This window comes from Planobispora rosea (genome assembly GCF_014648175.1).
Taxonomy (GTDB): domain Bacteria; phylum Actinomycetota; class Actinomycetes; order Streptosporangiales; family Streptosporangiaceae; genus Planobispora; species Planobispora rosea.
On record NZ_BMQP01000028.1, the window covers coordinates 68,559 to 88,347 of the forward strand.

General features: G+C 73.7%; 16 protein-coding genes. 5 read left to right on the forward strand and 11 right to left on the reverse strand.

Features of this window, described 5'->3' with window-relative positions; genetic code table 11:
* Positions 1-86: 86 nt before the first annotated feature.
* On the reverse strand, positions 87-1,712 hold the full coding sequence (locus tag IEZ08_RS25545; protein WP_189243132.1) for a S8 family peptidase: 1,626 nt from the start codon (positions 1,710-1,712) through the stop codon (positions 87-89).
* A 249-nt stretch (positions 1,713-1,961) separates the two neighbouring features.
* On the opposite strand from IEZ08_RS25545, the gene IEZ08_RS25550 reads away from it, so the two are divergent.
* Both IEZ08_RS25550 and IEZ08_RS25555 read left to right on the forward strand, forming a co-directional pair.
* On the forward strand, positions 1,962-4,292 hold the full coding sequence (locus tag IEZ08_RS25550) for a chemotaxis protein CheW (protein ID WP_189243133.1): 2,331 nt from the start codon (positions 1,962-1,964) through the stop codon (positions 4,290-4,292).
* Positions 4,293-4,294: 2 nt separating this feature from the next.
* Positions 4,295-4,747 (forward strand): chemotaxis protein CheW, encoded by a 453-nt coding sequence (locus IEZ08_RS25555; RefSeq protein WP_068922308.1) that lies wholly within the window; start codon positions 4,295-4,297, stop codon positions 4,745-4,747.
* 211 nt (positions 4,748-4,958) lie between these two features.
* On the opposite strand, the gene IEZ08_RS25560 is transcribed toward IEZ08_RS25555, so the two are convergent.
* On the reverse strand, positions 4,959-5,411 hold the full coding sequence (locus tag IEZ08_RS25560) for an iron chaperone (RefSeq protein WP_068922309.1): 453 nt from the start codon (positions 5,409-5,411) through the stop codon (positions 4,959-4,961).
* A gap of 200 nt (positions 5,412-5,611) precedes the next feature.
* Here IEZ08_RS25560 and IEZ08_RS25565 point away from each other — a divergent pair, with 200 nt between their 5' ends.
* Positions 5,612-7,078: a GGDEF domain-containing protein gene (locus tag IEZ08_RS25565; RefSeq protein WP_068922310.1), complete on the forward strand. Its 1,467-nt coding sequence runs from the start codon at positions 5,612-5,614 to the stop codon at positions 7,076-7,078.
* A 312-nt stretch (positions 7,079-7,390) separates the two neighbouring features.
* Here IEZ08_RS25565 and IEZ08_RS40530 read toward each other — a convergent pair whose 3' ends face one another.
* Positions 7,391-8,986 carry an FAD-dependent oxidoreductase gene (locus tag IEZ08_RS40530; protein ID WP_307815634.1) on the reverse strand — a complete coding sequence of 532 codons (1,596 nt, stop codon included), beginning with the start codon at positions 8,984-8,986 and terminating at the stop codon, positions 7,391-7,393.
* Between the two features lie 233 nt (positions 8,987-9,219).
* On the opposite strand from IEZ08_RS40530, the gene IEZ08_RS25575 reads away from it, so the two are divergent.
* Together IEZ08_RS25575 and IEZ08_RS25580 are read left to right on the forward strand one after the other, a co-directional pair.
* Positions 9,220-10,449 (forward strand): serine hydrolase domain-containing protein, encoded by a 1,230-nt coding sequence (locus IEZ08_RS25575; RefSeq protein WP_189243134.1) that lies wholly within the window; start codon positions 9,220-9,222, stop codon positions 10,447-10,449.
* 104 nt (positions 10,450-10,553) lie between these two features.
* Positions 10,554-10,961, forward strand: a complete 408-nt coding sequence (locus IEZ08_RS25580) for a hypothetical protein (protein ID WP_068922312.1) — start codon at positions 10,554-10,556, stop codon at positions 10,959-10,961.
* 117 nt (positions 10,962-11,078) lie between these two features.
* Here the strand turns inward: IEZ08_RS25580 and IEZ08_RS25585 are convergent, their stop codons facing one another.
* The 8 genes from IEZ08_RS25585 to IEZ08_RS25620 all read right to left on the reverse strand — a co-directional run bounded on the left by IEZ08_RS25585 (position 11,079) and on the right by IEZ08_RS25620 (position 19,667).
* The gene (locus tag IEZ08_RS25585; RefSeq protein WP_141703767.1) at positions 11,079-12,005 is read right to left on the reverse strand and encodes a type II secretion system F family protein; all 927 of its coding nucleotides are present in this window, start codon (positions 12,003-12,005) and stop codon (positions 11,079-11,081) included.
* Between the two features lie 4 nt (positions 12,006-12,009).
* Positions 12,010-14,136 carry a type II secretion system F family protein gene (locus IEZ08_RS25590; RefSeq protein ID WP_189243135.1) on the reverse strand — a complete coding sequence of 709 codons (2,127 nt, stop codon included), beginning with the start codon at positions 14,134-14,136 and terminating at the stop codon, positions 12,010-12,012.
* Positions 14,130-15,521, reverse strand: a complete 1,392-nt coding sequence (locus IEZ08_RS25595) for a TadA family conjugal transfer-associated ATPase (RefSeq protein WP_189243136.1) — start codon at positions 15,519-15,521, stop codon at positions 14,130-14,132. Before IEZ08_RS25595 ends, IEZ08_RS25590 begins: the two co-directional genes overlap by 7 nt.
* 91 nt (positions 15,522-15,612) lie before the next feature.
* Positions 15,613-16,860, reverse strand: coding sequence for a CpaE/TadZ family protein (locus IEZ08_RS25600; protein WP_068922314.1), 1,248 nt, complete (start codon positions 16,858-16,860; stop codon positions 15,613-15,615).
* Between the two features lie 133 nt (positions 16,861-16,993).
* Complete coding sequence (cpaB, locus tag IEZ08_RS25605) at positions 16,994-17,758, reverse strand: Flp pilus assembly protein CpaB (RefSeq protein WP_189243137.1); 765 nt, start codon at positions 17,756-17,758, stop codon at positions 16,994-16,996.
* 31 nt (positions 17,759-17,789) lie between these two features.
* On the reverse strand, positions 17,790-18,980 hold the full coding sequence (locus IEZ08_RS25610; protein ID WP_189243138.1) for a pilus assembly protein TadG-related protein: 1,191 nt from the start codon (positions 18,978-18,980) through the stop codon (positions 17,790-17,792).
* The gene (locus IEZ08_RS39790; protein WP_084779787.1) at positions 18,968-19,438 is read right to left on the reverse strand and encodes a TadE/TadG family type IV pilus assembly protein; all 471 of its coding nucleotides are present in this window, start codon (positions 19,436-19,438) and stop codon (positions 18,968-18,970) included. Before IEZ08_RS39790 ends, IEZ08_RS25610 begins: the two co-directional genes overlap by 13 nt.
* Before the next feature lie 46 nt (positions 19,439-19,484).
* Complete coding sequence (locus tag IEZ08_RS25620; protein WP_068922317.1) at positions 19,485-19,667, reverse strand: Flp family type IVb pilin; 183 nt, start codon at positions 19,665-19,667, stop codon at positions 19,485-19,487.
* Between the last annotated feature and the right edge of the window lie 122 nt (positions 19,668-19,789).

The window sequence follows — 19,789 nt, forward strand, 5'->3', positions numbered from 1 at the left end:
GGACGGTTGCGTCCGGCGTGGTTGGTGCGCCCGGGACCCCGCGGGGCATCGCTGAGGCCCCGGGCACGGCTGGGGTGGTGCGGCGGTCAGGAGAACCGCACGCTCCACGTGTCGAGGTAGCCGTTGTTGCGCATCGGCAGGAGGGTGCGCACGCGCAGCTTCCAGGTGCCGTCGAGTGCGCGGCCGGTGACGGGGAGGGTGTAGGTGGCGTCGAGGTCGGCGCCGCGGTCGCGCAGGTTGAGCTTGCGCAGCAGGAACGTCCGGCCGTCGGGCAGGACCACGTCGATCACGAGGTCGGCGCGGCTGCCCCGCTTGATCGTGACGTCGACGGCGGCGGTGCCGGCGCCGCCGGACATGCCGCTGACGGTGATCGAGCTGGTGGAGGCGTGGTACCACCGCTTGGTGAGTGCCACGTCGACGTCGTTGACGAAGTGGGTGTCGGCGGGCGGTTCGGGCTCGGCCGCCGGGGGCTCGGGGACCGCCTCGGTGCCGGTGTAGGCCAGGAGGTCGGGTGAGCCGGTGCCGGCGTTGCGCACGACGGCGGGGGTGGCGGCGCCGGTGAGGGCCTGGGCGACCTGCGCCGGGGTGGCGTCGGGGGTGGCGGCCAGGTGCAGGGCGGCGGCTCCGGCGACGTGCGGGGCGGCCATGGAGGTTCCGCTGATGGTCTTGGTGGCGGTGTCGCCGGTGCTCCAGGCGGAGGTGATGTTCACGCCGGGGGCGAACAGGTCCAGGCAGCGGCCGTAGTTGGAGAAGGAGGCGCGGCTGTCGCCGTTGGCGGTGGCGCCGACGGTGAGGGCCTCGGGGACGCGGGCCGGGGAGGTGGTGCAGGCGTCGCGGGCGCTGTTGCCGGCGGCGACGACGTAGGTGACGCCGGCGGCGACGGAGCGGCGGACGGCGTCGTCCAGGGCGGTGCTGGTGCCGCCGCCGAGGCTCATGTTGGCGACGGAGGGGCCGGTGGCGTTCTGGGTGACCCAGTCGACGCCGGCGATGACGCCGGACAGGGAGCCGCTGCCGTCGCAGCCGAGGACGCGGACGGGGTGCAGGTCGGCGCCCTTGGCGACACCCCAGGTCTGGCCGGCGATGGTGGCGGCGACGTGGGTGCCGTGGCCGTTGCAGTCGCCGGTGCCGCGGCCGTCGCCGACGGTGTCGACGCCGCCGGTGACGCGGCCGCCGAAGTCGGTGTGGCCGGGGCGGATGCCGGTGTCGATGACGTAGACGTCGACGCCGGCGGCGGTCGAGGGGTAGGTGTAGGAGCGGTCGAGGGTGCCGGCGCGCTGGTCGAGGCGGTCCAGGCCCCAGGTGGGGTCGGTCTGGACGTCGGTGGCGTGGATGACGGCGTCCTGCTCGACGTAGGCGACGGAGGGGTCGCCGGCCAGGAGGCGGGCCTGGGTTTCGGAGGCCCGTACGGTGAAGCCCTTGAGGCCTCCGGCGAAGGTGCGGGAGACCTTGCCGCCGCGGCGGGTGGTGAGGGTGCCGGCCTGCTTGCGCACGGCGGTGGTGGTCGCGGTGGCGGTGCCGTTCTTCAGGACCACGATGTACTGGCCGGAGATGAGTTTTCCGGCGGGTTTGCGGACGGTGCCGGGCTGGGGGGCCGGGGCGGCGTTCGCTTCGGCGGCTGCGGCGGTCCCGCCGAGGAGGGCGAAGGACAGCAGGGCGGCGGTGGTCGTCGCGCGGAGTGTTCTGCGTGGTCGAGGCGTGCCGATACGGAGCATCGTCTGTCCCTTCCGTGGTGCCCGGGTGCTCCCCCGTGTGCGGCGTCCTTGCCGCTTCGGGCGACGGGTGTGGGCCTGTCGCGGGCTGGAGCTGGAAGCTCGATGTCTTCGCATCGGCGGCCGGGGGGCGGTGCTGAGGAAAACGGGGGTGCGTGCTGTGGGGTGTGTGCCGGGTTTCGCAGAGTTCCTCAGGTGGCGTGGGCGATCGCCGATGAAATGGCTGCCTTATGAGAGAGGGAGAGGAACGTCGTGGACGAGTTGGGCGACATCATCCAGGAGTTCCTGGTCGAGAGCCATGAGAACCTGGATCAGCTGGATCGGGACTTGGTGGCTCTTGAGCAGGATCCCGGCTCCCGGGAGATGCTCTCCAGCATTTTCCGGACAATCCACACCATTAAGGGCACGAGTGGTTTCCTGGCGTTCCACCGCCTGGAGACGCTGACCCACGCCGGCGAGTCCCTGCTGTCCCGTCTGCGTGACGGTGCCCAGCAGATGAACCCCGCCAGCGCGGACGCCCTGCTGGCCATGGTCGACACCGTGCGCAAGCTGCTGGAGTCGATCGAGGAGACCGGCGGCGAGGGAGACGTCGACGTCGAGTCGGTCATCGCCATGGTGACGGCCTGCATCGAGGACCCGTCGGCGCCCAAGGCCGAGGCGCCCGCGCCGGAGGCCAAGCCGGCCAAGCCCGCCAGGTCCCGGTCCGCCAAGAGCAAGGCCCCGGTCGCGCCGGAGCCGGCCGCGGAAGCACCCAAGGCCCCCGAGGCCCCGGTGAAGGCCGTCGAGGTCGCCGCGCAGGCCCCCGAGGTCCCGGCGCCGGCCGTAGCGGCCGCACCGGCCGTGGCCAAGCCCGCGGCGCCGGTGCGCGAGCCCGCGGCCGAGGAGTCCGGCCAGAACACCAAGCGCAGCATCGCCGACAGCTCCATCCGCGTCGACGTCGACCTGCTCGACACGCTGATGCGTCTGGTCGGTGAGCTGGTGCTGACCCGCAACCAGATCGTCCGGGGCGTCAACGACATCTCCGACCCGGTGCTGGCGCGTACCACCCAGCGGCTGAACCTCATCACCAGCGAGCTGCAGGAGAGCGTCATGAAGACGCGTATGCAGCCCATCGACCACATCTGGTCGAAGCTGCCGCGCGTCGTGCGCGACCTCAGCGGCTCGCTCGGCAAGCAGGTCGCGCTGGCGATGGAGGGCAAGGAGACCGAGCTCGACCGCAGCCTCCTGGAGGCCGTCAAGGACCCGCTGACGCACCTGGTGCGCAACGCGGTGGACCACGGCATCGAGACCGTCGAGGAGCGCGTCGCCAAGGGCAAGCCCGGCCAGGGCACCCTGACGCTGCGCGCCTACCACGAGGGCGGCCACGTCATCGTGGAGATCAAGGACGACGGTGCGGGCATCGACGTCGAGCGGGTGGCGCAGACGGCGCTGGACCGCGGCGTCGTCACCCGCGACCAGCTCGCCCGGATGGAGTCCCGCGAGATCATCAGCCTGGTCTTCCGGCCCGGTTTCTCCACCGCCAAGAAGGTCACCAACGTCTCCGGCCGCGGTGTCGGCATGGACGTGGTCAAGACCAACATCGAGCAGATCGGCGGCACCGTCGACGTCGACTCGACGCTGGGCAAGGGCACCACGTGGCGGCTGACCATCCCGCTCACGCTGGCGATCATCCAGGCCCTCACCGTGGAGTGCGGCGCCGAGCGCTACGCCATCCCGCAGGTCGGCGTGGACGAGCTGGTGTTCGTCGACGGCCAGTCCGGCCAGGCGATCGAGCACGTGTCGGGCGCGCCGGTCTACCGGCTGCGCGGCAAGCTGCTGCCGCTGGTCCGGCTGGACGAGACGCTGGGCCTGCCGGTGCGCAACAGCGACCGCGACGTCTACATCGCGGTGCTGCAGGCCGACGGCCGCCGCTTCGGCCTGGTGGTGGACCGGGTCCTCAACACCGAGGAGATCGTCGTCAAGCCGCTCAGCGGCCGGATGAAGGACGTCGGCGTCTACGCCGGCTCCACCATCGTCGGTGACGGCAAGGTCGCGCTGATCCTCGACATCGCCTCGCTGGCCCGCCGCTCGCACCTGGCCGCCGAGGCCGCCGAGCGCGCGCAGCTGGACCAGGTCGACAACCGTCCTCGCGGCGGCAGCATCGAGCGCCTGCTCATCGCCGGCATCGGCGAGCGCCGGGTGGCGATCCCGCTGGACATGGTCACCCGCCTGGAGGAGTTCCCGGTCGAGCGCATCGAGCGGGTCGGCAGCCGGGAGGTCGTGCAGTACCGCGACCACATCCTGCCGGTCATCCGCCTGGCCTCGCTGCTGGGCTGCTACGACGTGCACGAGAGCGAGACGGTCCCGGCGGTCGTCTACACCGAGCGGGGCCGCAGCGTCGCCCTGGTCGTCGAGCAGATCGTCGACATCGTCGAGGACCACATCGAGGCCCGCAGCGACCTGGACGACGACGGCCTGACCGGTTCGGCCGTCATCCAGCAGCGCGTCACCGAGCTGCTGGACGTGCGGCGGGCGATCCTCGCCGCCGACCCGCGGTTCTACACAGAGATGTCCGAAATCACCAACTCGATGGTGGGAGCCTGACAATGCCCAGCCGCCAGTACGCCACCTTCGAGGTGGCCGACCAGCTGTTCGGGGTGGACGTGGCCCAGGTCCAGGAGGTCCTGCGCTTCCACGAGTACACCCGCGTCCCGCTCGCGCCGACCTCGGTCGGCGGCCTGTTCAACCTGCGTGGTCAGGTCATCGACGCGGTGGACCTGCGGGTCCAGCTCGGCCTGCCGCCGCGGGACCTGAACGTCCCGGCGATGAACGTGATCGTCTCGGTCGACGACGAGTGGGTGAGCCTGCTCGTGGACCGGATCGGCGAGGTCATCGAACTCGACGACGAGGCGTTCGAGCCGCCGCCGGACACGCTGGCCGGCGCCTACCGCAACCTCATCGTGGGCACCTTCAAGCTTCAGGACCGCCTGATGCTCGCCCTGGACGCGCGCCGCGCGGCCGACACGACCGTCCCGGTCCCGGCCGCCCAGCACGCCTGAGAGGTACGGCCGGCGCCCCGGCCTGAGCGCCCGTAGCGCTCGTAGCGCCTGAGGGCCCCGTGGCGGACGCCCCGCCGATCACAGGTGATCGGCGGGGCGTCCGCGCGTCCAGGGGGCCTCCACCGGGGCGTTCCGCTGACACCTCCCGTCCGGCGTCTCCCGTCCGGGGTCGCGCGCAAGGGGGTGCGGGTCCGCCTGAGCCGGGCGGGTCTCAGCCCAACGCCTGCTTCACCAGCGCGGCGATGCGCGCCTCGACCTCGTCCGTGACCTCGGTCAGGGCGAAGGAGACCGGCCACATCGCGCCGTCGTCCAGCTGAGCCGGGTCGCTGAAGCTGAACGTCGCATAGCGGGTCTTGAACTTCTCCGCCGGCTGGAAGTGGCAGACGATCCTGCCGTCCAGCGCGTAGGCGGGCATGCCGTACCAGAGCTTCGGCGCCAGGGCCGGGGCGGTGGCGGTGACGACGGCGTGCACGCGCTCGGCCAGGACGCGGTCCGCCTCCCCCATCCCGGCGATCTTCGCCAGCACGTCCCGCGCCGCCTCGGCGGCCTTGTCAGCCGCGCTGCGGCGCGCCGCCGTCTTCTTCAGCTCCTTGGCGTGCTCCTTCATCGCGGCCCGCTCCTCGGCGGTGAACCCCTCGTAGGCGCTGCCGGCGGTGCTGCTCATCGTGCGCTCCTTCATCGTTTCCGGTATGAGACAAGCATGCCGGTCCGGGTTGATACATCCGCGATGCGATGACGATGCGACGGCGACGGCGACGGCGACGGCGACGGCGACGAGGAGACGTCCTCGGAGTACGAAGGAGATCCCAGGTCATCTCCTGGAGAATTACTCATTTCATACAGTGATCATCCGATCACAGGAATATGACCGTTCTCCGCACCTGGTGGCTCGTGGCGGCCGCGGCGCTGGCCGGCGTCCTCATCACGATGACGATCGGCACCGTGACCGGCGAGGCCGTCTACTTCGGCTGCTACGCCGTCGTGTGCGCCGCCGCGTGGTGGGCGGCGCTGCGCCCGGCCGCGGACTCCGGCACCCGCGCCGGCCGGCGGCCCTGGCTGCTGATCGCCCTGGGGCAGACGCTCCTGCTGACCGGCGATGCGGTGATGACGGTCTTCTTCTACTTCCTGCCGGAGGCGACGCCCATCGGCTGGATGGACGTCCCGTGGCTGGGCGGATACGCCGCGATCGGCGCCGGACTCATGATCATGGCCCGGCGGCGGGCCCGCGAGCAGATGCGCGAGCCGCTGCTGGACATGCTCACCCTGACCACCGCCGCGACGCTCGGCCTGTGGCGGGTCATGATCGACCCGGAGCTGAAGGCGAGCGGCGGGCAGTACACCGCGGAGATCCTGCTGGACGCCTCCTACATGATCGGCGACGTGCTGGTCATGGCGGCGGTGGTGCTGCTGGTGCTGTCGCCGGGCGTGCGGGGCGTCCCCACCTGGCTGATGATCGTGGCCGGCTTCGGCCGGCTCCTCGCCGACGTCGGGCGCGTGCTGTGGCAGTACGAGTCGATCGTCGTCTTCGTCAGCGGGATCATCTTCTTCGCCAACGCGCTGATGGTGATCACCATGCTCCGGGCCGACCGCGACGAGCTGGTCCGCCCCGGCCGCCGGACCCGCACCCTGCACCCGGCCCGCATCGTCTTCCTCGGCCTGGCCCTGCTGACCGCCCCGGCCATCGCCGTGGCCGAGGGCTCGGGCTCCACCGGTGAGCGCCTGGCCCTGCTGACCGCCACCGTCGCCGCCAGCAGCTTCGTGCTGACCCGCTTCACCACCGCGGTGCGCCAGCAGGAACGCGCCGAGCGGCTGCTGAGCTACCAGGCCTCCTACGACCCGCTCACCGGCCTGGCCAACCGGCGCACCATCCTGGCCCGCCTGGAGGAGTGCGTCACCGGCGACGTCCTGCTCTATCTGGACCTGGACGGCTTCAAGGCGGTCAACGACACCCACGGCCACGAGGCCGGCGACGCCCTGCTCGTCGAGATCGGCAACCGGCTGCGCGGCGCCGTACGGGAGGAGGACCTGGTGGCGCGGCTCGGTGGCGACGAGTTCGCCCTGCTGTGCCCGGGCCCCGCGGACATCTCCGAGATCACCGCCCTGGCCGAGCGGCTGCTGGCCGTCGTCACCGAACCGGTCGACTACCACGGCCACGAACTGCGCGTGGGCACCAGCGTCGGCATCGCCGTCTACACCGGCGGCATCACCTCCCCCGGCGATCTGATCCGCGCCGCCGACGTCGCCATGTACCAGGCCAAGCGCGGCGGCCGCGGCCGCTGGGTCCTGGCCGGCCCCACCCCGGGCAGCCCCTCCCTGGCCCTGGCCGGCTGACCCTCGCGGCTCCTCGGGGCCCCTTCCGCCCGCTCGTGGAAAAGAAGGGCACGGGACGGGAACATCCCGCGCGGGGCGGCCGTTACACCTCTCCGTGGACGGTGTGTCCGGTGTCCCCGGGCCTCACCTAATTTGCCTTCGCGGATTACCGTACGGCTGGAGCCGCGTTGTGCCTTTCGCCGAGAGGCGACCCGCACACCGACCCACAGACGTCGCCGACCCCGCCGGGATCCCTCCCGGCGGGGTCGGCGGCGTTTCCTCACCGTTTCTCGCCGTTTCCGCCCTGCCGCGGCCCGCGGGCCGCGGACCCGCTCACCTGCGGCGGGCCACCAGGACGGCGTCGTGGATGGTGACGTCGCGGCCCTCGGGGTCCTGCGCGGTGCGCGGGCGCGCCTCGGCGGCCAGCACCTTCCAGGCGGCGGGGTCGAGGGAGGCCGCGACCTCCTCGGCGGTGAACATCATGTCCGGGAAGTGCATCCGGCGGGCCGTGGTCCGCAGGTCGGACGGGTGGTGCCCGACGATCAGCAGGGTTCCGCCCGGGGCCACCGCGGCGGCCAGCCGGGCGAACAGCTCCCGGCGCGCCTCGCCCGGCAGGTGCATGAACTGCGACGACACCAGGTCGTAGGCGCCCTCGGCGGGCGGCTCGGCGCGCAGGTCCGCGTGCACCCAGTCGATGCGGCCTGCGACCTGCGCACCGGCCCGCTCCGCGCGGGCGGCGGCCCGCTCCAGCGCGGTGGCGGAGATGTCGGCCGCGGTCACCCGCCAGCCCCTCTCGGCCAGCCAGACGGCGTCGGCGCCCTCGCCGCTGCCGACGTCGAGCGCCCGGCCCGGGGCCAGCCCCGCGGCCTCGGCGACGAGCTGCGGGTTCGGGCGCCCGCTCCAGATCTCCGGGCGGGCGCGGTAGCGCTCCTCCCAGGCGTCCTGCTCGAACATCGTGCGCACCCGGTGCCGGTAGTCCTCGACCGCCTCGCGGATGTCCTCGGCGACGAGATCGGCGTTGATCGCTCCGGCCGCCGTCAGGCCCGCCGCGGCCGACGTGATCACCTGGGCGCGCGCGTCGGTGACGTTGCCCGCCACCCACACGCCGGGCACGGAGGTGGCCCCGTTCGCGTCCGCCGGGATCTGGCTGCCGATGACGCCGCCGTCCACCTCCAGGTCGACCGGCTTGATCCCCAGCGACTCCAGCAAGCCGGCGCGGGGGGTGAAGCGCGGCGTGACGACCACCGCGTCCAGCGCGACGACCTCGCCCGAGGCGAGCCGTACCCCGGTGAGCGCGTCACCGTCGACCTCCAGCCCCGCGACCGGGCCGTCCACGACGGTGATCCCGCGGGCCGCGAGCCGCTCGGCCTCCTCGGCGTCCGGCGCGGGGCTCTCGTGCAGCAGCAACAGCACGTGCGGGCTCCACTGCCGCCACAGGTGCGCCTGGTGCAGGGCCAGCGGCCCGGTGGCCAGCACGCCGATCCGCCGGTCGCGCACCTCCCAGCCGTGGCAGTACGGACAGTGCAGGACGTCGCGGCCCCACCGCCCGGCGACCCCCGGCACCTCGGGAAGCTCGTCGACGAGCCCGGTCGCCACCAGCAGGCGCCGCGCCCGCACACTCCGCCCGCCGTCCAGCGTCACCAGGAAACCGTCGCCGTCGCGCACCGCGGTCTCGACGTCCCCGCTGACGATCTCACCGCCGTACCGGGTCACCTCCTCGCGCCCGGCCGCCACCAGCTCGGCCGGTGGCGTGCCCTCCCGGGTCAGGTAGTTGTGCACGTGCCCGGCGGGCGCGTTGCGCGGCCGCCCGGCGTCGACCACCAGCACCGACCGCCGCGCCAGCGCCAGCGCCAGGGCCCCGCCGAGCCCGGCCGCCCCGCCGCCGACCACCACCACGTCGTATGCCCCGCCCATCACGGTCTCGTCCACCACGCGTTTCCTTTCGCTCAGCATCCGAGCCCAGGGTGCGACGCGACCCGCCAATCCGACAAGAAAGGTTGCCGTTCCGGCAAACGCGGTGGCGTGTCAGCGGCCGCGTCAGTACGGCGACAGCCCGGTATCAGAGCGGCCGGCGACAGTAGGCGCCATGAACGGTTCAGCGATCGCGGCCCCCGGGCCGCGAACCGGACCACCCTTAAGACCGAATGTGAAGGAGATTCAGGATGGGAACCGGCAACAGCGGCTTCTCCGGAGCGGGCCTGCGCAGGCTGCGTGAGGTGCTGGCACGGCACGTCGAGTCCGGGAAGATCCCCGGGCTGGTCGCCCTGGTCAGCCGGGACGGTCAGACGCACGTCGAGACGCTGGGCACGATGCGGCACGACGGCGGCGCGCCGATGCGCCGGGACACGATCTTCCGGATGGCCTCCACCTCCAAGCCGGTCTCGATGGCGGCGGCGATGGTGTTGCTGGACGAGTGCCGGCTGCGGCTGGACGACCTGGTGGAGCCGTGGCTGCCGGAACTGGCCGGCCGGCAGGTGCTCAAGCGGATCGACGGCCCGCTGGACGACACCGTGCCGGCGCGGCGGCCGATCACCGTGCGGGACGTGCTGACCTCCACGTTCGGCCTCGGCATGGACATGACGTCGGTGGGCACGCCGATCTTCAACGCGATTTTCGAGCAGGGGCTCACGCCCTCGGGACCGCAGCCGCAGCCCGAGCCGGACGAGTGGATGCGCCGCCTGGGCACGCTGCCGCTGATGCACCAGCCCGGCGAGCGGTGGCAGTACCAGATCAGCAACGACCTCGTCGGCGTGCTCGTCTCCCGGGTCACCGGCCAGTCGTTCGAGGAGTTCCTGCGCGAGCGCCTCTTCGAGCCGCTGGGGATGAAGGACACCGCCTTCCACGTGCCCGCCGACAAGATCGACCGGCTGCCGGACCTGTACGCCCCCGACCCGGCCACCGGCGAGTTCCTCGTGTGGGACGAGGCCAAGGGCGGACGGTGGAGCGAGCCTTCGGCCTTCCAGGGCGGCGGCGGCGGACTGGTCTCCACCGCCGACGACTACCACGCCTACTTCCGGATGCTGCTCAACGGCGGCACCCACGAGGGCAGGCGGATCCTGTCCCGGCCCGCCGTCGAGCTGATGACCACCAACCGGCTCACGCCCGAGCAGCAGGCCGCCGTGCACGCCATGGCCACCGGCAACGTGCACATCTCCTTCGGCCAGGGGCAGCAGGGCGGCTGGGGGCTGGGGATGGCGGTGCGCACCCACCGCGGCGACTACGCGCCCGTCGGCCAGTTCGGCTGGGACGGCGGCAGCGGCACCTCGGCCTACGCCGACCCGCGCAACCGGCTCACCGGGATCCTGCTCACCCAGGTCGGCTACTCCGTGCCGAGCCCGGCGCGCCTGATGAACGACTTCTGGACCACCCTCTACCAGGCGATCGACGACTGACACCCACCCCCACCGGAGCCCGACCGGGCACCGGGCCGTTCGTCCCACCGGCTTTCACACCGCACACAGAACTTCCGCACCCCACGTAAAAGGAGCACGCCATCATGTCCGTCACCCTCACCGACCAGGACAAGTCCACCCTGCGCACCGCCGCCTACGGTGCCGTCTCGCTGCTGGCCGCCGCCGACGCCGCCGGCTCGCCCCACAGGATCGCCACCCAGGGCTCCATCGCCCTGACCTCCGCCACCGGCCTGGTCGGGCACGTGCTCGCCGCCAGGAGCAGGGACATCGACCTGGGCGGCAAGTCCACCGCCGAACTCGCCGACCGCGTGCTGCCGGCCCTGACGGCGGCCATGAGCCTGCTCAAGCGGCAGGCTCCGGCGGAGGCCGACAACTTCCGCAGCACCGTCACCGTCGCCGTCGAAGCAGCCGCCCAGGCCCGCAAGGGCGAGCCCACCCCCACCATGGCCGAGATGATCCGCAAGATCACCGCAGCCCTCGACGCCGCCTGACGTCCGCCGAGCGGTACGGCCGCAGCGCGTCCCGGGGTCCGGACGGGACCCCGGGACGCGGCGGCAGGACGACCGCAGTCCTGGCCCGCCGCGGAATCCAGATCTAGGTGTACGTCGTCAGGTGCCGAACAGGTCCATGATGCGCAGGACGCCGGGGCCGATGATGATGACGAACAGGGCCGGGAACAGGCAGAACAGCAGCGGGAAGAGGATTTTGATGGGGACCTTCTGGGCCGCCTCCTCCGCGCGCTGGCGGCGGCGCAGCCGCATCTCCCTGGCCTGCTCGCGCAGCACGTTGGCGATCGGGATGCCCAGCTCGCTGGCCTGCACCACCGATGAGGAGAACCCGCGCAGCTCTATCACCGTGGTGCGCTCGGCCAGGGCGCGCAGCGCGTCGGTGCGGGGCTGGCCGAGCTGCATCTCCCGGAGCATCCGGGCGAACTCCGCCGCCATCGGGCCCTCGGCGTTGGCGCGCACCTGCGCCACGGCGGCGTCGAAGCCCAGCCCGGCCTCCACGCTGACGGTCAGCATGTCGAGGATGTCCGGCAGCGTCCTGGCGACCTCCTGCTGGCGGCGCACGCCGAGGTTGTAGACCAGCAGGTCCGGCAGGAGGAACCCGGCCGCCGCGCCCAGCCCGGGGCCCAGGAGCGTCAGCGCGCCGCCCAGGCCGGAGCCGTACAGCAGGCCGACGAAACCGCCCGCCAGCAGGCCCAGCCCCTTGGCCTGCATGACCCGCTCGACCGGCCACTTCGGCGGGTTGCCCGCGTAGGTGAGCGAGCGGTTCATCCGGGCGACCATGCCGGCGGGGGTGAGCCTGCGGGCGAGCGTGCCGAACCGACCGGCCAGCGGGCGCAGCACCCGGTCGGTGAACGGCTCCTGGGCCGCCTCCCGTACGGCGCCGCCCGCGCCGTACACACGCTCGATCGACTCCAGCCGCCCCGGATCCACCCGCCGCCCGGAACGGCCCATCGTCAGCACCCGCACCAGCAGCACACCGGCGGCCGACAGCGCCGTCAGCCCGCCCATCAGCAGCAGCAGTCGCACCGGCTCAGACCTCCACCTTGATCAGGCGGCTCATCCAGAAGGCCCCGAAGGCGACCAGCAGCACGGCGGCGACCAGCAGGACGATGCCCAGCGGCTCGGTGTAGAGGGGACGCACGTACTCGCCGCGGATGAGGAACATCCAGCCGCCGACGCCGATGGGCAGCGCGATCAGCACGTACGCCGACAGGCGGCCCTCGGCGGTCAGGGCGCGCACGTGGCGGCGGAGCCGGGCGCGCTCGCGCATGGTGTCCACCGCGGTGGCCATGATCTCGGCCAGGTTGCCGCCCACCTCCCGCTGGATGCGGATGGCCATCACCAGCCACGACAGGTCCCGGCAGGCGGTGCGCTCGGCCGCCTTCTCCAGGGCGTCCTCCAGGTCCACGCCGATCCTGGTCTCGGCCAGGGCCCGGCCGAACTCGGTGCTGACCGGCTCGGCCGACTCCCGTACCAGCGCCGCCAGCGCCTGCCCGAGGGAGAACCCCGACCGCAGCGAGCCGACGACCAGCTGCAGCGCGTCCGGGAGCTGCTCGGCGAAGCGGCGCGAGCGCTGGGCGGCGCGGTGGCGCCGGTAGAAGGCGCAGGCCGCCCAGGCCGGAACGGGACCGAGCAGGAGCCCGGCGACGGGTGAGAGCAGCAGGCCGAACAGGACCGTCGCGCCGAACGCCACACCCAGCCGCAGCAGCGTCCACTCGTGCGGCAGCAGCTTCATCCCGGCCTGCTCCAGCTCGATGGTCAGGCGCTCGTGCCTGCCCCGGGCGCGCACCACCTTCTCGGTGAGCGCGAGCGCCGCCTCACCCAGGGCCCCCGCGCCCGTGCCGCCCGCGGGCGCGGCCCGGCCCAGCGTGAACCGCTCCAGCTGGGCCAGCCGCCCGCCCCCCAGGCCCCGGCGGGGCCGGGTCAGCGCCGCGGCCGCCAGCGCCAGGGAGGCCAGCAGCGCGCCGCCGCCCGCCGGGTACAGCCAGTCCGGCGGCCCGGTGACCGCGACGGCGGCCGGGGGTGCGCCGCCGCCGTCCGGGCGCGGGTCGGCGGCGAAGGTCACCTGGACGGTCGTGCTCGCCGCCCAGCCGGTGGCCGTGGAGGCGGGCGTGTCCTCAGGCGCGGGGGCGGGCGTGTCCGCCGGCGTGGGGGTGGGCGTGTCCGCCGGCGCGGGGGCGGCGGAAGGAGCGGCGGCCGGGGTGCCCGCGCGTGCCTCGACCGTCAGGCGCGCGGTCCGGCCGGCCAGCTCTCCCGGCACCCGTACGGTGACCCGCACCGGCGGGGAGAACCCGGCGGCGGCCGACAGGAACGCCGCGGCCAGTTCCCCGCCCTGGGACGCGCGGCGAACCTTCCCCCCTCCGGCGAAGGCGAGGCGGCTCAGCGCGGCGACGTCGGCCCGATCGCCGAACGCCACCACCTCGACGACGGCCCCGTCCCGGCTCAACCGCCTGGCCAGGGTCTCCAGGCCGCTCTGCGAGGAGGTGTCGGAGCCGTCGGACAGCACCAGCATCCGCCGGTCCCCCTCCTCCTCCCGTGACAGCAACGCGTGCGCCTCGGCGACCGCGTCGTACAGGGCGGTGGCGCCCGCCGCCCGCAGACCGCGGACCGCCGCGGCGAAGGCCGCGCGGTCGGCGGTGGGCGCCAGCACGGTCTCGGCCCGGTCGCCGATCCTGACCAGGCCGAGCCGCACGTCGGCGGGGACGGCGCCGGCGTAGCGCAGCGCGGCGTCCTGGGCCTGGGCCAGCGGCGGGCCGGCCATCGAGAGGCTGGCGTCGAAGACGATCACCACGGATCTGACCGGGGCCCGCGCGCCGGGCCCTCCGCCGTTCCCCGTGCCGCCCGTGCCGCCCGTGGCGGGTTCGGCGGTGACCGGCAGCGGCGTGCCCCCGGCGCGCACGGTGATCCGCGCCGTCTCCAGGGACGCGCCCGGCGGCAGATCCCGCGCGGTCAGGTAGAACTCCGCCTGGCCGGGGGCGGCCCGCACGGCGCTCGCCGCCAGCGACGGTTCACCGTCGGCCCACGCCACCGGCGCCGCGGCGAGAGCTGAAGGCACCGCGGCGAGGGCGGCGGGAGCCGTGGCGAGGGCGGCGGTCAGCAGGAGGGCGAGCAGGGCCGCCAGCGCGGCGGCGGGCACGGGCCCCGTCGGCCTCACCACGCGCCGCCGAAGCTGCCCGGCGGGACGGTGATGCCCGCCTTGGCGATCTCGTCGAGGAAGCGCGGCCGCAGCCCGGTGGGCACCAGCGTGCCCCGGTAGCGGCCGTTTTCGTCCATGCCCGCCCGGTAGTCGAACACGAAGATGTCCTGGAGGGTGACCACCTCGCCCTCCATGCCGGTCACCTCGGTGACATGGGTGATCCGGCGCACGCCGTCCTTCATCCGGGTCACCTGGACGATCACGTCGATGGCGGAGGCGATCTGCTCCCGGATGGCCCGCGCGGGCAGGTCCACCCCGGCCATCAGCACCATCGTCTCCAGCCGGGCCAGCGTGTCACGCGGGGTGTTGGCGTGCACGGTGGTCAGCGAGCCGTCGTGACCGGTGTTCATGGCCTGGAGCATGTCGAGGGCGGCGCCGTCGCGGACCTCGCCGACGACGATGCGGTCCGGGCGCATCCGCAGCGCGTTGCGGACCAGGTCGCGGATGGTGACCTCGCCCCGGCCCTCGGTGTTGGCCGGGCGCGACTCCAGGCGCAGCACGTGCTTCTGGCGCAGCTGCAGCTCGGCGGCGTCCTCGATGGTGACGATGCGCTCGCCGGAGGGCACGAAGCTCGACAGCACGTTGAGCGTGGTGGTCTTGCCGGAGCCGGTGCCGCCGCTGATGACCATGTCGAGGCGGCCCCGCACGCACGCCTCCAGCACGTCGGCAACCGGCCGGGTGAACGTGCCGAAGGAGATCAGGTCCTCGACGGTGTAGGGGTCGGCGGAGAACTTGCGGATGGTCAGCAGGGAGCCGTCCAGCGCGATGGGGCTGACCACCGCGTTGACCCGGCTGCCGTCGGGCAGACGGGCGTCGACCATGGGGCTGGCCTCGTCGACGTGCCGGCCGACCCGCGAGACGATGCGGTCGATGACGCGCCGCAGGTGGGCGTCGTCGGCGAAGCGCGTCTCGACCTCCTCGATGCGCCCGGACCGCTCCACAAAGATCAGGTTCGGGCCGTTGACCATGATCTCGCTGACGTCGGGGTCGCGCAGCAGCGGCTCCAGCGGGCCGTGCCCGAGGATGTCGTCGGCGACCTCGTCGGCGATGCGGGCCCGGTCGGCGGCCGTCAGCGGCGTCTCCTCGCCCGCCAGCACCTCGCCGATGGTCTCGCGCACCCGCCGCCGCAGGTCGTCGTCACCGCCCACGTCGGCGTACATCTGCGGGCCGAGCACGTCCAGCAGCGCCTGGTGCACCCGGCGGCGCACCTCGGCCAGCGGGTCGGGGACCCGGACCGGCACGGCCCCGCCTCCGGCCCCGGTCCCGTCGGCGCCCGGCGCCCGTTCGGCGGTCTGCCGCGGTACGGCGTCCACGCGCCGCCGGGCGATGCGGTCGTTGAGTCCCATCTCGTCAGCCCTTCACCCGGTCGTCGTGTCCCATGAGTCGCGGTGTCCCATCAGCCGCCGGTCCTCCCCGGTCGCCGCGTCCCACCGGCTCTCAGCCCCTCACCCTGCGCAGCAGGCCCCGCCGGCCGCGCTCGCGGCGGGGAGGGCCGGCCGGCGCGGCGTCCAGGTGGCGGGCGGCGAGGTCGGCGATGGCGCGGCTGACCGCGTGGGCGGGGTCGGCGGCCGCCAGCGGCACGCCCCGGTTCAGCGAGATCGGCACGTCGGCGCTGGAGGGGATGTGGGCGTGCGGCGGCACCCGCAGCACCCGCTCGACGTCCTGCGGGGTCAGCCCGACCGGCGAGCCGGAGCGGTTGAGCGTCACGATCCGCCGGTCGGCGAGGTGGCCGAGCAGGTCGAGCGTCTCCAGCGCGATGCGGGTGTTCTTCAGCGTCAGCACGTCGGGCGCGGCCAGGACCAGGAAGTGGTCGGTGACGTCCAGCGCGGCCAGCGCCGGGTCGGAGAAGTGCGGCGGCGTGTCCACCACGACGTAGTCGAACATGTCCCGGGCCAGGCGCAGCACCTCGCCGACCAGCGGGCCGCCGATCTGCTCGCCCTCGGTCGGCCGGACCGGCGCCAGCAGCGTGTCCAGGCCGGGCCGGTACGGCGTCAGCAGCGAACGCAGCCCGGTCTCGTCGAGCCGGTCGGCCATCGCGATCGCGTCGGCGAGGCCGCGTTCGGGGGTGAGCTGCAGCGCGATGGCCACGTCCCCGAACTCCACGTCCAGGTCCACCAGCAGGACCCGGCGGCGGCCGCCGTCGGCCAGCGTCACCGCCAGGTTGGTGGCGACGGTGGTCTTGCCGCAGCCGCCCTTGGTGGCCAGGACCGTGACGATCCGGCCGGGCGGGCGGGCGTCCGGGGCGGGCTGCGCGCCGTACGGGCCGCCGTGGGTGCCGGGCGGGCTGTGGGGGCCGTGCGGGCCGTACGGCGGGGCGGCGGCCAGCTGCCGGGACACCTCCAGCGAGCGCCCGCACGCCTCCAGCACGGCCTGCGGGTCGCCCGGGTCGGCGACCTCCCTGATGCCGGCCCGCAGCGCCTCCCGCAGCAGGCCGGCGCCGGCGTCGGCGCTCAGCAGCACGACGCCGGTCCCGGGCCGGCGCATCCGCTGCTCGGCGGCGAAGGTCACGGCGTCGGCGGGCGCGGCGCCGGGGCCGAAGACCACGAGCGGCTCCGCGGGGTCGGCGGCCAGGAGCGCGGTCAGTTCCACGAGGTCGGCCACGGTCCGGACCGCGTGACCCGCCTGCCCCAGGAGCGCGGCGAGCTCCGCGGCCGTCGCGGGCCACGGTTCGTACAGGACGGTCATCTCCGCCTCCTTCCGGCGTCAGGTCTGTTCTCCTGTGCCTTCTCGGCCCCAGGTCCGGCTGTCTTCCGGCTGTCTTTCCGGCTTCCACCGCGCCGCCGTCGCCCCCGGTCCCGGCGCCGTACTCCCCCGCCGGTCAGCGGAACAGCGAGTGGTTGTCGACGCCGGGACCGGGGGCGACGTCGCTGGTGCCGGTGAGCAGGCCGAGGTAGAGGGTGCCGGTCTGGGCCCCGTGCACCAGCCGCTCGGCCTCGTCCTGGTTGACGGCCACGGTGACCAGCACGGTCCGTTCCTGCTCCTGTTCCTGCTCGGCGGCGGCGTTCTCGGCGGGTACGGCGCGGCGCTGTCCGACGGCGAGCACCTGGACGCGGGGCAGCAGCACCCGGGTGGCCTTGTTGGTGTCGGCCCCCTCGGCGAGCCGGTCGCCGGAGGGCACGCCGTCGCGGCCTTCGAGCACGTTGAAGGTGTCGAAGACGACCACCTGCGTGTCGGGCCGGACGTACCCGGCGACGTCGGCGGCGACGGTCATCTCCACCGTGACCGCGAGCTTGCCCTCGGGGATCACCAGTCCCCCGGCGGCCTGCTGCCGCGCGGCGAACATGCCGCGCAGCAGCAGCTGGCGCGGCTGGAGGCCGGAGGTGAGCGCCAGCTCGTCCAAGCCGGCGTCCAGGCGGCCCAGCGCGTCGGCCGGGACGGTCTCGGCGGGCATGCGCACCGGCTCGGTGAGATCGCCGGAGCGCACCCGCTCGCCGGTGGTCCCGGCCGGGATGCGCTCCTTGGCCACCAGCACGGTGACGACCTTCTTGCCCTCCAGCGCGCGTTCTTCGGCGCCGGAGACGTAGACCAGCACCGCGGCGGCTCCGCCCAGGGCCAGCGCGAGCGCGGCCAGGAGCGTGAGCATGCGCGACTTCACCTCTGTCCCCCCATCCGGTCTATCCGATCAGCGTCACGATGGCGGCGCCCAGGTCGGGGCCGCCGATCGTGCCCCTCGCCGGGATGAGGGCACGGGTGAAATAGCCGTAGACGCACTTGTCGGAGCCCTTGCAGTGGCTCACCCCGGTCAGCTCCGACGGTTCGGAGCCGCCGGGCAGGGCGTAGCCGGTGATGACGAACGGGGCAAACCCCTCGATCGTGTACCGGGTGTTCTGCCCGGTCCCGGCGACCTCCCGGAAGATCGGCAGGTAGGTGAGCGTCCGCCTGGCGCGGGCGTCCTTCAGGACCCGCTCGCACTGCCTGGACAGCGACGCGCCCGGGTCGCCGCCGTAGGTGCCGTCGGCCTCGACGAGCACCGAGCAGTTGTCGTCGGGGTCGTCCAGCCAGCCGAACCCGCCCGGGTTGTCGCCGCCGGAACCGCGGGTCGTGCACGTCTTCGCCGTGGTGGTGTGCAGGTAGAGCACCCTTTCGGCGGCGCCGGTGACGACGGCGGGCGGCGCGGGCGCGAACGCCGTGCCGCCGGCGGTGGCCTCGCGCCACTCGCACAGCGAGATGGTCAGGCCCAGGCCCCGGGTCCGCAGCGGCGGCCCCCAGGCGGCGCGGGCGCAGGCCCGCACCTCGGCCCCGGCGTAGCCGTCGCGGCCGAGCAGCGTCTGGGCGAGGATCGGCGGCAGCAGCGTCTCCCCTCCGGGCTGCCGTGACAGGGTGCGGGTCTCCACGTACACGGCGGTGGCGGGCGGCTCGCCGATGCAGGCGGCCAGGTTGCCGGACGTGGGCGGGCAGGCGGGCAGGCCGCCGTCGCCCGTCCTGCCGCACACGAGCTCCACCCCCGACGTCCCGTCCTTGGCGTTGGCGTCGGCGTAGCGCTGCGCCGTGGCGGACGGCGCCGTACCGCACCGTCCGCCGTCGCGGGCGCACAGTTCGGCGACGGCGACGGCGGCCGCGTCGGCGCCGCTCTGCAGCTCCTCGCGCTCGGCGTAGAGCTGGCCGACGTCGACGGCCAGGGCGCCCATGCCCAGCAGCACCCCTCCGGCGAGCAGCACGCAGATCAGGACGGCGATGCCGCCCTCGTCGCCGCCGCGCCGCACGAGGCGCAGGCGCGAAGCCAGACGTGAAGCCAGGCGTGACACGGGCAGGCGGAGGGCCCGCCGGGCCGGGCGGGACTCCGGCCGGGGATTCAGCCGAGGCATGGCATGACCCCCCTGCCGGTCAGGGTGATCGGCCCGTCCAGGCCGCCGCCGAACAGCGCGGCCAGCCCGGCCATCGGGGTGATGAACTCGAAGGGGTGCCTGACCTCGACGACAGCGTCGGCGCCGGGGTCAGGAGCGATGGGGCAGGAGGTGACGGTGGTGGTCACGGGTGACAGCCCGTACACCGCCGACTCCACCCGGGGCCCGGCCAGGTGGCCGAGGGCGACGGCCCGCGCCCCCTCCCGTGCCGCCTCGGTGAGCGTGACCTGCGCGTTGAACATCCGCCCGAAGTCGATGATCGCGAAGAGGAGGAAGAGGATCACGGGGAGCATGAGCGCCGTCTCCACGGAGGCGGCGCCTCGTTCTCCGGCGCGCGCTGTACGCCGGTGTTCCGCGGGTACGGCGCCGCGGCCCGCCGCGGTGGCGGGCCGGCCGGAGAAGCCGGGCTGCGTGGCCATCCTCGTACGGCCCGGCTGCGCGGGAGAGCACAGCCGGAGCACACGATCAACCGATCTGGTTGAGGACTTCGGTGAACTGCACGTCGAGCGCCTGGCCGAGGAAGATCACGGTGCCGACGATGACCGCCGCGATGAGCGCGACCATGAGGCCGTACTCCACGGCCGTGGCGCCGCGGTCGCGGTCGGAGTCGCTGAGCAGGGCCTGGAGCTTGAGATAGAGACCGGTCATGATGCACTCCTCCGTGAGTCGCAGGCCATCAGCGGCGCTCGGCCGGTGATGGCTTTCCGTAAGGCAAAGACCACGGTAGGTGGCGATCAGTTGCCAGAACGGGTGCGAAAAAGGTGCAAAAC

Excerpts from the sequence above, each read along its gene's own strand:
- IEZ08_RS25555 (WP_068922308.1), top strand. The coding sequence starts at position 4,295 with ATGCCCAGCCGCCAGTACGCCACCTTCGAGGTGGCCGACCAGCTGTTC.
- cpaB (WP_189243137.1), bottom strand. The coding sequence starts at position 17,758 with ATGCTCACGCTCCTGGCCGCGCTCGCGCTGGCCCTGGGCGGAGCCGCC.
- IEZ08_RS25545 (WP_189243132.1), bottom strand. The coding sequence starts at position 1,712 with ATGCTCCGTATCGGCACGCCTCGACCACGCAGAACACTCCGCGCGACG.
- IEZ08_RS25595 (WP_189243136.1), bottom strand. The coding sequence starts at position 15,521 with ATGGGACTCAACGACCGCATCGCCCGGCGGCGCGTGGACGCCGTACCG.
- IEZ08_RS25620 (WP_068922317.1), bottom strand. The coding sequence starts at position 19,667 with ATGACCGGTCTCTATCTCAAGCTCCAGGCCCTGCTCAGCGACTCCGAC.
- IEZ08_RS25610 (WP_189243138.1), bottom strand. The coding sequence starts at position 18,980 with ATGCCTCGGCTGAATCCCCGGCCGGAGTCCCGCCCGGCCCGGCGGGCC.
- IEZ08_RS25560 (WP_068922309.1), bottom strand. The coding sequence starts at position 5,411 with ATGAGCAGCACCGCCGGCAGCGCCTACGAGGGGTTCACCGCCGAGGAG.
- IEZ08_RS25600 (WP_068922314.1), bottom strand. The coding sequence starts at position 16,860 with ATGACCGTCCTGTACGAACCGTGGCCCGCGACGGCCGCGGAGCTCGCC.
- IEZ08_RS25565 (WP_068922310.1), top strand. The coding sequence starts at position 5,612 with ATGACCGTTCTCCGCACCTGGTGGCTCGTGGCGGCCGCGGCGCTGGCC.
- IEZ08_RS39790 (WP_084779787.1), bottom strand. The coding sequence starts at position 19,438 with ATGGCCACGCAGCCCGGCTTCTCCGGCCGGCCCGCCACCGCGGCGGGC.
- IEZ08_RS25575 (WP_189243134.1), top strand. The coding sequence starts at position 9,220 with ATGGGAACCGGCAACAGCGGCTTCTCCGGAGCGGGCCTGCGCAGGCTG.
- IEZ08_RS25580 (WP_068922312.1), top strand. The coding sequence starts at position 10,554 with ATGTCCGTCACCCTCACCGACCAGGACAAGTCCACCCTGCGCACCGCC.